Origin of the sequence: Kocuria tytonicola, from assembly GCF_003687175.1 — a bacterium.
GTDB lineage: Bacteria > Actinomycetota > Actinomycetes > Actinomycetales > Micrococcaceae > Kocuria > Kocuria tytonicola.
On the sequence record NZ_RDEX01000001.1, the window covers coordinates 1,689,170 to 1,704,260 of the forward strand.

Genomic DNA, 15,091 nt, shown 5'->3' on the forward strand with positions numbered 1-15,091 from the left:
CTGCCCGCGGTGACGCGCACGACGTCGTTCTGTGACGCCCGACCGGGCGGTTTCCCAGCCGCACACCGTAGAATGACGGTGCCAGGCCCCCGCGATCCTGCCTGCACCGGCTACCGCCCCTGAAAGGGACACCCCACTGTGACTGACGTTGCCGCCACGCCCGTTCCCGAGTCCGCTCGCACCGAGGACACCCCGTTCGAGTCCGTGTCCCCCGTGGCCCAGCCCCTGGACGTGGCGCAGGACCGCCAGTGGGCCACCCTGGCGCACCTCGGCGGAGTGGTGGGCGCGCTGCCCAGCTACCTGATCCACCGGGTCTTCACGGACCGCGGCCCCTTCACGGCGCAGGAGTCCCGGGAGGCCCTGAACCACACGCTGCTGCCGAGCCTGATCATCCTGGCGGGCATCGTGCTGTCCCTGGTCCCCGTGGCGGGAGGCGTGTTCTCCGTGGTCGCCGCCGTGACGTGGGTGTACCTGGCTGTCACGTCCGTGCGGGCGGGCATCAAGGTGAACCGCGGCGAGCCCCACCAGTACCGGTTCAGCACGCACTTCTACGACCGCGTCACCACCGGCCGCGCCTGACCCCGCCCCCCCGCCGGGGCCCGTCGGGGCTCACCAGTTGAGCAGGCGCCGCGTCACGGCGTCGGCCATCAGCCGCCCCGCGTCCGTGAGCACCGCCGTGCCGGTGAGGGCCGCGGGTCCGTCCAGCCAGCCGTCCGCGATCAGCCCGGCGACGGCGCGGCGGCCCTCCGGGCGCAGCGTGGCCAGGGGAAGGCCCTCGCGGATGCGGATGCCCAGCATCACGTGCTCCACGTAGCGGGTGTCCGCGTCGAGGGTTTCGCGCCCCACGGCGGGTGACTCCCCGGCCCGCACGCGGTGGGTGTAGGGCAGGGGGTGCTTGATGTTCCACCAGCGCACACCGTCGCTGTGGGAGTGGGCCCCGGGCCCGATCCCCCACCAGTCCTGGTCCCGCCAGTAGGCGAGGTTGTGCTCGCTGCGGTTCTGCCGCGCGGTGCGGCCGTGGGCGTCCCGGGACCAGTTGGAGACCTCGTACCACTCGAACCCCGCGGCCGTGAGCAGGCGCTCCGCGAGCAGGTACTTCTCGGCCTGGTCGTCGGGGTCCACCTGCGGCACCTCGCCGCGGCGGATCTGCGCGGCGAGCTTGGTGCCGTCCTCGACGATGAGCGAGTACGCGGAGACGTGGTCCGGGTCCAGTTCCAGCGCGGCGTCCAGGGACGTCTCCCAGTCCGCCACGCTCTCCCCGGGGGTGCCGTAGATCAGGTCCACGCTGGCGCCCAGGCCGCGCTCCTTGGCCCAGCCGACGGCGCGGGGCACGTTCGTGGGCGTGTGCGTGCGTTCCAGCACGGCCAGCACGTGCGGGACCGCGGACTGCATCCCGAAGGAGACCCGGGTGACCCCCGCGGCCGCGAGGACGTCGAAGGTCTCGGGCGTCACGGAGTCCGGGTTGGCCTCCACCGTGACCTCGGCGTCCGGGGCGAGCCCGAAGCTCTCCCGGGCCTGCTCGAGCACCGCGGCGAGCTCGGTCGCGGGCAGCAGCGTGGGGGTGCCCCCGCCGAAGAACACGCTGTGCAGGGCGCGCGGGGGTGCCCAAGCGGCGTCGAGCACGGAACGGGCGAAGCGGACCTCTGCTGCGGCGTCGCGGTGGTAGTCGTCCCGGGAGACCCCGTCCCCGAGCTGGTCCATGGTGTACGTGTTGAAGTCGCAGTACCCGCAGCGCACGGCGCAGAACGGGACGTGGACGTACAGGCTCAGGGTGCGCTCGGCCGCGCGCGCCACCGAGGCCGCGGGGAGGGCGCCGTCGCGCGGGGCGGGGTCCCCCTCCGGCTGGGTGGGCATTACTTCTTCTTGTCCTTCCCGTTGTCCTCGTCCGAGGACAGCGCGGCCACGAAGGCCTCCTGGGGGACCTCCACGCGGCCCACCATCTTCATGCGCTTCTTGCCCTCCTTCTGCTTCTCGAGCAGCTTGCGCTTGCGGGAGATGTCACCGCCGTAGCACTTGGAGAGCACGTCCTTGCGGATCGCGCGGATGTTCTCGCGCGCGATGATGCGCGAGCCGATGGCCGCCTGGATGGGCACCTCGTACTGCTGGCGCGGGATGAGCTTCTGCAGCTTGCCCGTCATGAGCACGCCGTAGGAGTAGGCCTTGTCCTTGTGGGTGATGGCGCTGAACGCGTCCACCTGCTCGCCCTGCAGCAGGATGTCCACCTTCACGAGCTCCGCGGCCTGCTCGCCGTCCGCCTTCCAGTCCAGGGACGCGTAGCCGCGGGTCTTGGACTTGAGCTGGTCGAAGAAGTCGAAGACGATCTCCGCGAGCGGCAGCCGGTAGCGCAGCTCCACGCGATCCTCGGAGAGGTAGTCCATTCCCCTCATCTCGCCGCGCTTGGACTGGGAGAGCTCCATGACGGCGCCGATGAACTCGGACGGCACCAGGATGGTGGCCGAGACCATGGGCTCGCGGATCTCCAGGATGCGTCCCTCCGGGAACTCGGAGGGGTTGGTGACCTCCACCTCGGAGTGGTCCTCGAGCGTCACGTTGTAGGACACCGAGGGTGCGGTGGAGATCAGGTCCAGGTTGAACTCGCGCTCCAGGCGGTCCCGGGTGATCTCCAGGTGCAGCAGACCCAGGAACCCGCAGCGGAAGCCGAAGCCGAGTGCCGCGGAGGTCTCGGGCTCGTAGACCAGGGCGGCGTCGTTGAGCTGCAGCTTCTCCAGGGCGTCCCGCAGCACGGGGTAGTCGGAGCCCTCCACGGGAAACAGGCCCGAGAACACCATGGGCTTCGGATCCTGGTAGCCGCACAGAGACTCCTGGGCCGGCTTCTGCTGGTTGGTCACGGTGTCGCCCACGCGGGACTGGCGGACGTCCTTCACACCCGTGATGAGGTAGCCCACCTCCCCCACCCCCAGCCCCTTGGACGGGATGGGCTCCGGGGAGATCACCCCGATCTCCAGCAGCTCGTGCGTGGCCCCCGTGGACATCATCTCGATCCGCTCACGCGGGACCAGGGTCCCGTCCACCACGCGCACGTAGGTGACCACGCCGCGGTAGGTGTCGTACACCGAGTCGAAGATCATGGCGCGCGACGGCGCGTCCTTCACCCCCTGGGGCGCGGGCACGTCCCGGACGATCCGGTCCAGTAGCTCCTCCACGCCCTCGCCGGTCTTGCCCGAGACCTTCAGGACCTCCTCGGGCTCCACCCCGATGAGGTTGGCGAGCTCCGCCGCGTACTTCTCCGGCTGCGCCGCGGGGAGGTCGATCTTGTTGAGCACCGGGATGATCGTGAGGTCGTTCTCCAGCGCCAGGTAGAGGTTCGCCAGCGTCTGCGCCTCGATGCCCTGGGCGGCGTCCACCAGCAGGATGGTGGCCTCGCACGCGGCCAGCGAGCGGGAGACCTCGTACGTGAAGTCCACGTGCCCGGGCGTGTCGATCATGTTCAGCGCGTAGTCCGTGCCGTCCACGTTCCACGGCATGCGCACCGCCTGGGACTTGATGGTGATCCCGCGCTCGCGCTCGATGTCCATCCGGTCCAGGTACTGGGCCTTCATCTGCCGCGGCGTCACCACCCCGGTGGCCTGCAGCATGCGGTCCGCGAGTGTGGACTTGCCGTGGTCGATGTGGGCGATGATGCAGAAGTTCCTGATCACCGAGGGGTCGGTCGAGGCAGGTGCCGGTGGATTGACGGCCAACGGTGACACGGGCGGTCCTTTCGTTCTCAGGATGACTCCCCAGTTTCCCATGATCCCGGACCGGGGGCGAACCGGTCCCCCTACGATGTCCCCATGGCCGACTTCACTCGACTCCTGAACCAGGGGCTGCGCCTCTTCCGCATGTACCAGCGCTACTCGGGCTCCCGCGGGCCCGCCTCCCGCTCTCCCCGCTCCGGGGGCACGACGCCGCCGCCCACCGTGGCGCACGAGCGCGGCACCTCGCGCGCGCGGCCGGGCACGGCGGCGTCGTCCGGCCGGATCACGGACTACCCCGGGGACTGGACGGGGCCGGTAAACCCCCGGTGGGCCGCGAAGCCGGACGGGCGTCCGGATCCCGGGGAGGTCGTGTGGACGTGGGTGCCCTACCAGGAGGACCACTCGCGCGGGAAGGACCGGCCCGTGCTGATCGTGGACCGGGCCGGCGAGCACCTGCTGTGCGTGATGCTCACCTCCAAGGACCACGACTCCGCGGGTCACGACGACCCCTCCTGGGTGGACGTGGGCGTGGGTGGCTGGGACCGGTCCGGGCGTCCCTCGGAGGCGCGGGTCGACCGGATCATCCCCGTGCGGCCACAGGACGTGCGGCGTGAGGGTGCCGTGCTGGACCGAGCGCGGTTCGAGGCGGTGGCCGCGGAGCTGACCGGGCGGCGCTGACGGGGCGGCACTGCCCGGGCAGCCCTCACTCGGGACCGCCGCGCCGCGCCGCTCCGGGCACCCGGGGCGGGTTTCTGCTAAAGTGGTTCGCTGTGTGTCCGCGCTGGTCGTCGGGCACAGCGGATGGTTGCCACCGAGCATCCCCACTCTCACAACTCAGTCGATGACCATCCGTGAGCCCTCACTGACCTACTTCCGCAATCGTTCTAGGAGCTATCCGTGGCCAACATCAAGTCGCAGAAGAAGCGCAACCTCACCAACGAGAAGGCACGCCTGCGCAACAACTCGTACAAGTCCGAGCTCAAGACGCTGATCCGCAAGGTGGACGCGGCCGTCGAGTCCGGCAACAAGGACGCCGCTGCGGAGACCCTCCGCAAGGCCTCCCGCAAGCTCGACAAGGCCGTGTCCAAGGGCGTTCTGCACAAGAACACCGCGGCCAACAAGAAGTCCGGTCTGGCCAAGAAGGTCGCGAAGATCTGAATCGGCTGACCCCGTCGCGCTGACGGACTGGACGGGCCCGGTACTCCTCGTGAGTGCCGGGCCCGTTGTCATGCGCGGGGTGGTTCCGCGCTCCCTGCGGGCAGCTCTCGGCGCAGCCCCCGAGGAGTCGGCTCAGTGGTGCCCGGAGGTGGCGATCACCGTGATGGCCCGCTCCACCGCGAAGTACGGGGAGCGGGAGGCGCCCTTCACCTGGGCGTCCGCCTCCGCAATGGCCTGCAGGGCCCGGGCGACGTCCTGCGCGGTGAACCGACGCGCCTCGTTCTGGGCGCGCTCCACCTGCCACGGGGCGACGCCCACGTCCTTGGCGATCTGCCCCGCTCCCCCGCGGGACCCCGCGGTGAGGGCGATCAGGCGCATCTTCGAGCCCAGCGTGGCCACCATGGGCACCGGATCCACACCCACGTCCACGGCCTGGCGCCACAGCTTCAGCGCCTGGTCCGCGTTGCCGGCCACGGCCGCGTCCGCCACCCGGAACGCGGTGACCTCCACACGACCGCCGTAGTACTTCTCGACCAGGTCGAGGTCCACGGTCACGGGCCCGTCCGCGATCAGCTGGGAGCACGCGGCGGCCAGCTCCGCCGTGGAGGTGCCGACGGCCGCGGCCAGCGCCCGGGCGGCGTCGGGCTCGATGCGCTTTCCCTGTGCCCGGAACTCCGCGAGGACGAACGCGGACTTGTCCCGGTCCGACTTCGGCGGGGTGCAGTCCAGGACGAGGGCGCGCTCCTTGAGCGCGTCCAGCAGCTTCTTGCCGCGGTTGCCGCCGGAGTGCTGCCACAGGACCGTGACGTCCGGGTCCGGGCTGGCCACGTAGGCCAGAGCGTCCGCGAGCAAATGCTCGTTCATGCTCGCCAGCTCCTGGACGCACACGAACTTGGGGTCGTCGAACAGCGAGGGGCTCGTGACCACCGCGAGCTGACCCGGCTGGTAGTCCCCGGCCGCGATGTCCGTGACCTCGCACGAGCCGCGTTCCATGCGGATGGCGTCCCGCAGGGTCTCCCGGATGCGCTGCAGGATGTACTCGTCCGAGCCGGAGGCCAGCACGAGGGGCTGCGGGGTGGCGTCGCGCCACGACGTCTGCGGGGCCGAGGGTGCCTGTCGGCGGGAGGTCGTGCGTGCCGGGGTCATGGTGCTCCTCGTTCGTGGCCGGGTGCTCGGGCGTCGACGCCGCCCGTGCCCGGTCCCGGGTGCGCTCGGCACGTTCGGCCGGGCGGGGCGGGCACGCCGTCGCTGCGTCCCCATGCTAGCCGCGGGCGGGGACACCCCCGGGGGCCTGTGAAGTGCGGGTGCCGCGGCGCGGCACGGGACGCCGCGAAGGCAGCCCGGGTACCGCGGAGTTTCGTGGCCCGAGCGCTCCGGCTCAGCTGCTCGTGGTCCCTCTGGTCCCCGGAGGCGCCGTCGCCCGGCGAGCGCCCATTCTCAGCGGGTGCGCGGCGGGCGGCGGTAGGCGCGTTCGTACTGGCCGGGGACGGGCGCGTCGGGAACGCCGAGGGCGTGGGCAGCGGTGAGGGCCACGTGGGGGTCTCGCAGGGCTTCGCGGCCCATGAGGACCACGTCCGCGAGTCCGGTGGCGACGATCTGCTCGGCCTGCCAGGCGGTGTCGATCATGCCGACCGCGGCCACGGGGACGCCTGCGGTGCTCCTGATCTCGGTGGCCAGGGGCACCTGGTAGCCGGGGCCCACGGGGATCTCGGCGGGCACGTTGGCGGCGGAGGACACGTCGATGAGGTCCGCTCCGTGCACGGCGAGCCATCCGGACACGCGGGAGGTGTCCGCCACGGTGAGGCCGCCGTCGGTCCAGTCGGTCGCGGACAGTCGCACCAGCAGCGGCATGTCGCCGGGGATGACGTCCCGCACGGCGTCGGTCACCCGCAGCAGCAGCCGGGCGCGGTTCTCCAGGGAGCCGCCGTGCTCGTCCGTGCGCTCGTTGCTGAGAGGGGACAGGAACTCGTGGAGCAGGTAGCCGTGGGCGCCGTGGAGCTCCACGAAGTCCATGCCGGCTTCCACGGCGCGGCGGGCCGAGGCGGCGAAGGCGGCCACGAGGTCGTCGATCCCGCGCGCGTCCAGTTCCTCGGGTGCGTCCAGGCCGGGGAAGGCCACGGCGGACGGGCCCACGGTCTGCCAGCCGCCCTTGGCGGCGGGCAGGCTCTGGCCGGGGTACTCGGTCCCCCACGCGGCGTGGGTGCTGGCCTTGCGGCCCGCGTGGGCGAGCTGCACGCCGATGGCCGCGCCCTGGCCGTGGGCGAAGTCCGCGATGCGCGCGAGGGCGTCCCGCTGCTCGTCGTTCCACAGGCCCAGGTCCCGGGGGCTGATGCGTCCCTCGGGCACGACGGCGCTCGTCTCCACGATCACGGCCCCCGCACCACCGGCGGCGAGCGATCCGTAGTGCACGAGGTGCCAGTCCGTGGGCACGCCGTCCTCCCCGAAGGCTGCGTACTGGCACATGGGCGGGATCCAGAGCCGGTTGCGGACGGTGAGCCCGCGCAGAGTGATCGGTTCGAAGAGGGTGGAGTGCATGGGGGTCCTTCCGGTCGGGGACGCCCGCACCGGGGACGGGCAGCACCCCTAGCGGGGTGAGCGGGTCCGGGTCTGCGGCGGGCGCCCTGTGGTTCCTCCCGGTCAACGGATCGGCCGCCGGGGTTATTTCTGCTCCGGGGCAGCACGGGTCACCCGCGGGCGGCCACCACGCGGCCGCCCTCCCGGCGGATCCACAGCGCGCCGTTCTGGTCGGTGCGGGCCACGGCCGCCCCGACCTCATGCAGTGCCGCCAGGGTCTGGGGGTGCGGGTGGCCGTAGCTGTTGTCCTTCCCGACGGAGATCACCGCGAGCGCGGGGTGGGTGTCGTGGACGATGTCGGTGCCGCCGTTGCGGGCGCCGTGGTGGGAGACCTTGAGGACGTCCACGTGAGGTGTGCGGCCACTGGAGAAGGTGGGCAGCTCGCGTCGGTACCCGTCGGTTTCGAGGTCTCCGGCGGACAGCCAGGTGGTGGGGCCGTCGGGTCCGTCCATGGTGAGGAGCAGGACGAGGGAGGCGTTGTTCTCGTCCTCGGAGGTGACCTTGCGGTGCGTGGAACGTGGTGGTCTGGCGCCGCCGGCCGAGCCGGGAGCCGAGCTCTCGACGGGTGTCGGCGGCACGGGTGCCAGGACCTCCACGGTGAGCGGTCCCAGGTGGAGCTGCTCACCGGGTGCGGGGCGAGTGGCGATGCCGGTCCACTGCTGGAGTTCGTCCGGCGGGGTGTCTCCGGCGGCGGAGTACCAGACGCGGTCCACGTCCACGGTCTCGGCGAGCCCGTCGAACCCGGCCACGTGGTCCGCGTGGTCGTGGGTGGCGATCACCGCGTCCAGGTGGGTGACGTCGGCCTGCCGCAGGCACCGGGTGAGCGCGCGGGGGTCCGGTCCCCCGTCCACGAGCACGGCACGGTGCTCGCCCGTGCGGTGCAGCACGGCATCCCCCTGGCCCACGTCGCACACCACCGACTCCCACGCCGGGGCCGGGCGGAGCCACCACACGAGAGCGGTCACCAGCAGCATGACCAGGGTGAGGGACGCGGTGACGGCGAGCAGGCGGCGTCGTCCCCGGAGACGGTGGGCGCGGACGCGCCGCACGGCGTCGGGCACCGGTGCTGCGGCGGGAGCGGGGTCCACGGTGCCCGCGACCGGCGGTGGGCGGCGCATGCGGGCGTCCACGGTGTGCAGGGCGGCGAGCGCGAGGATGGTCAGGACGGTGAGCAGCAGGACGCCCGGGAGGCCGGGTGGCCAGGGGACGTGGGCGCCGGGCAGTGCGGCGAAGGTGTCCGCGATCCAGCCGAGGGCGCGGGCCGGGTAGGAGGCGACACCCACGGGCAGGCTCGCCCCGCGGTCCCACGCGGTGACGGCGGCCGGGTCCGCAGGTCCGGGCACGAGCAGGGCCAGGGCCGGGTCCAGGAGGTGCCCTGCGAGCAGCACGCACACCGCGAGCAGACCGGCCACCGTGACCACGGGCACCAGGGGCGCGGCGGCCATGTTCGCGGGCAGGGAGTAGAGGGGCAGGTCCGGGTTGAGCAGGAGCAGGGCGGGCCCGCACCACAGCTGGGCCACGAGCGGCACGGCGATGCACACGGCGAGCACCGTGGGCAGGCGGGTGCCGAGCACGCGGGTCACGGGCCGGGCGCTGACCACGATGCCCGCGGTGGCCAGGACGGAGAGCACGAAGCCCATGTCCGCGGCGAGGTCCGGGCGGGTGAGCACCAGACCGGTCACCGCCGCGCACAGGGCGTTGAGGCTCACCCCGGGGCGTCCGCTGAGCATGGCGACCCCGCCCAGCGCGCCCATGACCCCGGCGCGGAGCACGGAGGGATCCGGTCCCACGAGCAGCACGAAGCCCGCGAGCGCCGCCAGGCCCACGGTCACGCACATGCGTCGACCCGCGCCGAGGGTGAGGGCGGCGAATCCGGTGAGCGTCATCACGAGGGCGCAGTTGGACCCGGAGACCGCCGTCAGGTGGGTGAGTCCGGTGTCCTTCATGCTCTGGGCGAGGGCGGCGGGCAGCTGGGAGGTGTCCCCCACAGTCATGCCGGGAACGAGTCCCGCGCTCACGGCGCCGAAGCCGCCGGCCACGCGGGTGAGGTCGGCGCGCACGGCCTCCAGCAGACCGGGGTCCTGCCCGCCGTGTCCCGCGGAGACGGGTGGCGACGTCGCTCGGGCGAGCAGCCGTGCGGGTGCGGCGGTGTCCGCCACGGTCACGACGGCGCCCACGCGCTCCCCGTCCCGCACACCGTCCCAGCCGGGATGGGTGGCGAACACTGTGAGTTCCCCGGTGGTGGGTGCCCCGTCCGCGCGCTGCACGTCCAGGGTCACGGCAACCCCGTGCGCGGCCTCCTGCTCCCCCGCGCCCGCGTGGGAGGTGTAGGGGGACGGCGTCCCGGACACGGTGGCCTCCAGACGGACCACCGATCCCTGCGGGTGCTGCACCAGGAACGCCCGGGCCGGTGCTGTGGCCGTGAGGGTGCTCACGAGGGCCGCCGCGCCGGCCAGCAGGACCACCAGGGTCAGGACTGCTGTCCCGTGGTGTCCCGTCACCATGGCGTTCCGCGCGTGGGGGCGGGGCACGGTGCCCGGGCCGCTGCGGCGAACCGTCCACGTGCCCCGCTGGGAGGGCCGCGCGCGAGTCCGCCGTCCTGCGCCGGGCATCCCCTTACCGGAAGCGGGCGTGCGAGACGAGCGACGGGCCCGCAGCCACCGCCACCCGTGCGGGGCCAGGCACACCAGCAGGTGTCCGGCCGTGCACAGCAGCGCACACACGGCACCGGCCTGCCACTGCCCCGCGAGCGTCACCGCCGCTGTGATCCACACCGCGAGCGCCACGGGCAGCAGCCGCAGGTCCCACGTGACGGTCATACCGTGACCAGGGGCAGCAGCGCCTCCAGCATCGCCGGTCCCACACCGCTGACGTCGTCCAGCTGCTCGGGTGAGGTGAAGGGGCCGTGCTGGGTGCGGAACTCCACGATCCGCTGCGCCAGCACCGGACCCACCTTCGGCAGGGCCTCCAGCTCGGCCTCGGTGGCCGTGTTGAGGTTCACGGGGGCGCCGGGGGCCGCGGCCGTGGAGCCGCCGCCCCGAGCACCCGGCTCGGGGGCACCGTTGGTCGCGCCCGCGGGCCTGCTCGCGGCGTTCGGGGCGGGGGCACCGGCTCCTCCGGACCCGCCGCCGGGAGCGGTGCGCGCCGCCAGCACCTCATCCACATTGCCCCGGTTGGGAATCACGATCTGGGCGCCGTCCGCCACGTTCTCCGCCAGGTTGATGCGGTCCTTCACGGCGGCGGGAGTGAATCCCCCGGCGGCCTCCACCGCGTCCATGACCCGCGCCCCGGGCGAGAGGGTGACCACGGAAGGATCTCTGACCTCTCCCACCACGTGCACGGTCAGGACACCGCCCGTGGACCCGGCGGAGGACGGGCCCGCAGATCCCGAGGGACCAGGACCGCCGGGTGGCCCCGCTGGGGACCCGACCCTGCCCGATGCCGTGCCTCCTGAGGAGTGACCCCCGGGTGCATCCGAGGTCCCCCGTATCCCCTCACCGTTGGCCCCGCTCGCCGGGGAGGCGTCGGCGAAGGCAATCACGGCGTCCTGGTCTCCACCGCCGCTCAGCAGGGCAGCGCATCCCGCCCCCAGTGCCACGAGCAGCACCACGCACAGCAGCACCAGGGCCGGGCGGTTCAGGTTCCTGCGCACCGTCACGTCCTCGCGGTGCCGGGAGTGCGCGTCGGGATCGGAGGACGCGGCGGTGGGTCGGTCCGAACCGCCGGAGGGATCCTCGGGTGGCGACAGGGGCTCCCGCTCCCCGCAGTGATCCGCCTCCGTGTCGTAAGACCGCGCCTCACCCCCGCGCGCGGCGTGCGACCCACCGGCTGCCCGGTCCTCCCGCAGCAGCGCGCTCAGCCGCTCGGTGGCGTCACTGTCCCGGAACCTGCGCCGTCCCCTGAAGTCGATCCCAGTCATGCACCCCACTCCACCGCGCCCGCTCACCGGGCACCGCGGGGCGGGACGCATCTGTGGAGACCGGACGCAGGGAAACCGTCACGCCCCGGACTGGGGAGCCTTCACACCGTGCGTGACCGGGCTGGAAGTAGGCCCCTCCACGACCGCCGCCTTCGTCCCCAGCCCCACGTGGGCGCTGAGCACCGGGGGCAGCTCACTGAGCACCAGCTCCGCGTCCGGACGGTACCGGTCCACGAGCACCTCCCCGATCTCGCGGGCACCGTGCGGATCCGCCACGTGGTGCACGCACAGCACCGGGCGCTGGGGCTCCGCGTCCCGCAGCGCCTCCCCCGCGAGCACCATGAACCGCTGCTGCGCGCGCGACAGGGACACCGGGCGCTCCACGGTGACGATCTTCCCCTCGGCCAGGCTCAGCAGCGGCTTGATCTGCAGCACGGAGCCCACCCTGGCCGTGGTGGGGTTCACCCGCCCGCCGCGGCGCAGCGTCTCGAGGGAGCGCACCTGGATCAGCACCTGGGCACGGGCGGACGCCTCGTGAGCCGCGCGGGCGACGTCGTCGATCCCCGCTCCCGACGCCGCCTCCTCCAGCGCCGCGCGCACCCCCAGGCCCTGCGCCAGACCGGCGCTCGCGGTGTCCACGATGCGCACGGGGATCCCGATGTCCTGCCGCGCGATCCGCGCGGCCCCCACCGTGCCGGAGAGCTCGCCCGAGAGGTGCACCGAGACCACGGCCTCGAACCCGGCCTCCTCGAAGCCCCGGTACGCGGCACGCATCCGACCCGGAGCGGGCCGGGAGGTGGTCACGGGCCGACCCTCCGCGAGCGCGACCACCAGGGAGGAGGCCCGGTCCGCCTCGTCCTCCGTGTGCAGCTGCCCGCCGATCAGCACGGGCATGTCCACGAGCGCGAACCCGCCGGCGGTCTCGAACGCGTGCCGCCAGGAGTCGGGCAGGGCCGCGGCACTGTCGGTGACCACGGCCACGCGGCGGGCGACGACGTCGTCGTCCCCGGGGGCCGGGGCGGCCGCCACGCCGGGTCGGGCCGGGAACGGGCGGAGCCCGCCCTCCCCCTCGTGCGAGCGGGCGGACGGGCTCCGGGAACCGTGGCCGGTCATCAGACCACGATGTTCACGAGCTTGGGGGCGCGCACGATGACCTTGCGCACCGTGGCCTCGGACAGCAGCCGCTGGACCACTTCGGAGCCCATGGCCGCGGCCTCGAGGTCCTCATCCGTGATGTCCGCGGGGACCTGCAGGCGGTCGCGCACCTTGCCCTTGATCTGCACCACGGCGGTCACGGTGTCCTCCACGAGCAGCGCGGGATCCACGGCGGGCCACGGGGCGCGCACCACGGTGTCCTCGTGGCCGATCAGGTGCCACATGTCCTCGGCGGTGTACGGCGCCACGAGGCTCAGCAGGATCGCGACGGCCTCCACGGCCTCGCGCACCGCCGGATCCGCGGGCCCGCAGCCCGTGTCGATGGCCTTGCGCACCGTGTTCACCAGCTCCATGGTGCGGGCGATGACCACGTTGAACTTCCCGGAGTCCAGCAGCTGCTCGGCGTCCGCGACCGTGCGGTGCGTGACGCTGCGCAGCGCCTTGTCCCCGTCCGCGAACGACGCCGCCGGGTCCGCCGTGCAGTCCTGGGCCAGGCGCCACGCGCGGGCCAGGAACTTCTGGGAACCCTGCGGGGAGACGTCCGCCCAGTCCACGTCGTCCTCGGGCGGGGACGCGAACACCATGGTCAGGCGCACGGCGTCCACGCCGAACGCGTCCAGCTGCTCGCCCAGGTCCACGCCGTTGCCCAGGGACTTGGACATCGCCTTGCCGCCGTTGAGCACCTGGCCCTGGTTCAGCAGCGCCTTGAACGGCTCGGTGAAGCCCACCAGGCCGAAGTCGTAGAGGGCCTTGGTGAAGAACCGCGAGTACAGCAGGTGCAGGATCGCGTGCTCCACACCGCCCACGTACTGGTCCACCGGCATCCAGCGGTCCACGGCGGCGCGGTCGAACGGCGCGGCGTCGTCCTGCGGGGACGTGTAGCGCAGGTAGTACCAGGACGAGTCCACGAACGTGTCCATGGTGTCCGTGTCACGCTTCGCGGCCCCACCGCACGCGGGGCACGTGACGTTCACCCAGTCCGACGCCGCCGCGAGCGGGCTCTGCCCCTTGGGCGCGAGCTGCTCACCGCGCAGGTCCTCGGGCAGCCGCACGGGCAACTGGTCCTCGGGCACGGGCACCTCGCCGCACGAGGCGCAGTGGATGATCGGGATGGGAGCACCCCAGAAGCGCTGCCGGGACAGCAACCAGTCCCGCAGCCGGAAGTTCACGTGGCGCTCGCCGGTGCCGGCCTCCGTGACGATCTCGATGGCCTTCTCCACCGCCTCGGCCCGGGGCAGGCCGTCCAGGGGCCCGGAGTTCACCAGGGTGCCGTCGCCGGTGGCGGCCACGCCCGTGACCGCGGGGTCCTCCTCGCCGCTGTCCAGCACGGTGCGCACGGGCAGCTCGAACGCCCGGGCGAAGTCCAGGTCCCGCTGGTCGTGGGCGGGCACCGCCATGATCACGCCCGTGCCGTAGTCCGCGAGCACGTAGTCCGAGGCCCACACCGGCAGCTTCTCCCCGGTCAGCGGGTTCACCGCGTGGCGGCCCAGGAACACACCGGTCTTCTCCCGGTCCGAGGCCTGGCGCTCGATGTCCGACAGCGCCTTGACCTGCTCCCGGTACGCGGCGAGCGCCTCAGCCTGCTCCGGGGCCACGACCTCCTCGGCCACGGCCGCGTCCGCGGCCACCACGCAGAACGTGGCGCCGTAGAGGGTGTCCGGGCGGGTGGTGAACACGGTGACGGTGCGCCCGGAGGTGTCCGAGGCGTCGGCGCCCTCGGCGGGGGCGCCCTCGATCACGAAGTTCACGTGCGCGCCCTCGGAGCGACCGATCCAGTTGCGCTGCATGGCCAGCACGCGCTCGGGCCAGTGCCCCTCCAGCTCGGCCATGTCGTCCAGCAGCCGCTGGGCGTAGTCCGTGATCTTGAAGTACCACTGGTTCAGGGACTTCTTGGTCACCGGGGTGTGGCAGCGCTCGCAGGCGCCGTTGACCACCTGCTCGTTGGCCAGCACGGTCTGGTCCTTGGGGCACCAGTTGACCGGCGAGTCCTTCCGGTACGCGAGGCCGTGGGAGTAGAACTGCAGGAACAGCCACTGCGTCCACCGGTAGTACTCGGGGTCCGAGGTGTGGATCTCCCGGTCCCAGTCCGCGCTGATGGCGTAGCGCTTGAAGGACTCCCGCTGGGTGTCGATGTTGCGGTAGGTCCACTCGGCCGGGTGGGCGTCGCGCTTGATGGCCGCGTTCTCCGCGGGCAGCCCGAAGGAGTCCCAGCCCACGGGGTGCATCACGTCGTAGCCGCGGTGCATCCAGTAGCGGGCCACCACGTCCCCCATGGCGAACGCCTCCGCGTGGCCCATGTGCAGGTCCCCGGAGGGGTAGGGGAACATGTCCAGGACGTAGCGCCGCTGCGCGGAGCCGTCGTCGGCGGGCGTGTAGACGCGGTGCTCGTCCCAGTAGCCGGACCAGGTGGCCTCGATCCGCTGGACGTCGTAGTCGGTGCCCGCCTCCGGGGTGCTCTGCTCGCTCACGTGCCTCGCCTTCAGGGTTCACGGGGCCGGGCGGGTGCCAGGGCTCGGGTGTCGAGGCGGCAGCGCGGTCCCCCGCGTGGATGTGTGGGGATCCCTCCCAGTTTAGACCAGGCCGCATC

11 protein-coding genes are annotated in these 15,091 nt (G+C 72.7%); 3 read left to right on the forward strand and 8 right to left on the reverse strand.

The window, feature by feature from the left end:
- Nucleotides 1-138 precede the first annotated feature (138 nt).
- Nucleotides 139-579, forward strand: coding sequence for a DUF4870 domain-containing protein (locus EAE32_RS07640; RefSeq protein WP_121864654.1), 441 nt, complete (start codon nucleotides 139-141; stop codon nucleotides 577-579).
- A gap of 30 nt (nucleotides 580-609) precedes the next feature.
- On the opposite strand, the gene hemW is transcribed toward EAE32_RS07640, so the two are convergent.
- A complete protein-coding gene (hemW, locus tag EAE32_RS07645) occupies nucleotides 610-1,854 on the reverse strand; it encodes a radical SAM family heme chaperone HemW (RefSeq protein WP_121864655.1) in 1,245 nt (414 codons plus the stop codon).
- Entirely contained in the window at nucleotides 1,854-3,710 is a 1,857-nt protein-coding gene (gene lepA / locus EAE32_RS07650) for a translation elongation factor 4 (RefSeq protein ID WP_121864656.1), read from the reverse strand. The genes hemW and lepA overlap by 1 nt, the downstream gene beginning before the upstream one ends.
- A gap of 84 nt (nucleotides 3,711-3,794) precedes the next feature.
- Here lepA and EAE32_RS07655 point away from each other — a divergent pair, with 84 nt between their 5' ends.
- Nucleotides 3,795-4,376, forward strand: coding sequence for a type II toxin-antitoxin system PemK/MazF family toxin (locus EAE32_RS07655; RefSeq protein WP_121864657.1), 582 nt, complete (start codon nucleotides 3,795-3,797; stop codon nucleotides 4,374-4,376).
- A gap of 219 nt (nucleotides 4,377-4,595) precedes the next feature.
- Nucleotides 4,596-4,856 (forward strand): 30S ribosomal protein S20, encoded by a 261-nt coding sequence (rpsT, locus tag EAE32_RS07660; protein WP_121846632.1) that lies wholly within the window; start codon nucleotides 4,596-4,598, stop codon nucleotides 4,854-4,856.
- A gap of 132 nt (nucleotides 4,857-4,988) precedes the next feature.
- On the opposite strand, the gene holA is transcribed toward rpsT, so the two are convergent.
- The 6 genes from holA to leuS form a co-directional block, all read right to left on the reverse strand.
- On the reverse strand, nucleotides 4,989-6,002 hold the full coding sequence (holA, locus tag EAE32_RS07665; protein ID WP_121864658.1) for a DNA polymerase III subunit delta: 1,014 nt from the start codon (nucleotides 6,000-6,002) through the stop codon (nucleotides 4,989-4,991).
- Between the two features lie 291 nt (nucleotides 6,003-6,293).
- On the reverse strand, nucleotides 6,294-7,391 hold the full coding sequence (locus tag EAE32_RS07670; protein WP_121864659.1) for an NADH:flavin oxidoreductase/NADH oxidase: 1,098 nt from the start codon (nucleotides 7,389-7,391) through the stop codon (nucleotides 6,294-6,296).
- Nucleotides 7,392-7,540: 149 nt separating this feature from the next.
- Nucleotides 7,541-10,249 carry a ComEC/Rec2 family competence protein gene (locus tag EAE32_RS07675; protein WP_121864660.1) on the reverse strand — a complete coding sequence of 903 codons (2,709 nt, stop codon included), beginning with the start codon at nucleotides 10,247-10,249 and terminating at the stop codon, nucleotides 7,541-7,543.
- Nucleotides 10,246-11,349: a ComEA family DNA-binding protein gene (locus tag EAE32_RS07680; RefSeq protein WP_165860464.1), complete on the reverse strand. Its 1,104-nt coding sequence runs from the start codon at nucleotides 11,347-11,349 to the stop codon at nucleotides 10,246-10,248. The genes EAE32_RS07675 and EAE32_RS07680 overlap by 4 nt, the downstream gene beginning before the upstream one ends.
- Before the next feature lie 78 nt (nucleotides 11,350-11,427).
- The gene (locus EAE32_RS07685) at nucleotides 11,428-12,462 is read right to left on the reverse strand and encodes a DegV family protein (RefSeq protein WP_121864662.1); all 1,035 of its coding nucleotides are present in this window, start codon (nucleotides 12,460-12,462) and stop codon (nucleotides 11,428-11,430) included.
- The gene (gene leuS / locus EAE32_RS07690; protein ID WP_121864663.1) at nucleotides 12,462-14,972 is read right to left on the reverse strand and encodes a leucine--tRNA ligase; all 2,511 of its coding nucleotides are present in this window, start codon (nucleotides 14,970-14,972) and stop codon (nucleotides 12,462-12,464) included. The genes EAE32_RS07685 and leuS overlap by 1 nt, the downstream gene beginning before the upstream one ends.
- Between the last annotated feature and the right edge of the window lie 119 nt (nucleotides 14,973-15,091).

Coding starts and splice junctions, on each gene's coding strand:
- EAE32_RS07680 (WP_165860464.1), bottom strand. CDS start 11,349: ATGACTGGGATCGACTTCAGGGGACGGCGCAGGTTCCGGGACAGTGAC.
- EAE32_RS07675 (WP_121864660.1), bottom strand. CDS start 10,249: ATGACCGTCACGTGGGACCTGCGGCTGCTGCCCGTGGCGCTCGCGGTG.
- EAE32_RS07670 (WP_121864659.1), bottom strand. CDS start 7,391: ATGCACTCCACCCTCTTCGAACCGATCACTCTGCGCGGGCTCACCGTC.
- holA (WP_121864658.1), bottom strand. CDS start 6,002: ATGACCCCGGCACGCACGACCTCCCGCCGACAGGCACCCTCGGCCCCG.
- EAE32_RS07685 (WP_121864662.1), bottom strand. CDS start 12,462: ATGACCGGCCACGGTTCCCGGAGCCCGTCCGCCCGCTCGCACGAGGGG.
- EAE32_RS07655 (WP_121864657.1), top strand. CDS start 3,795: ATGGCCGACTTCACTCGACTCCTGAACCAGGGGCTGCGCCTCTTCCGC.
- hemW (WP_121864655.1), bottom strand. CDS start 1,854: ATGCCCACCCAGCCGGAGGGGGACCCCGCCCCGCGCGACGGCGCCCTC.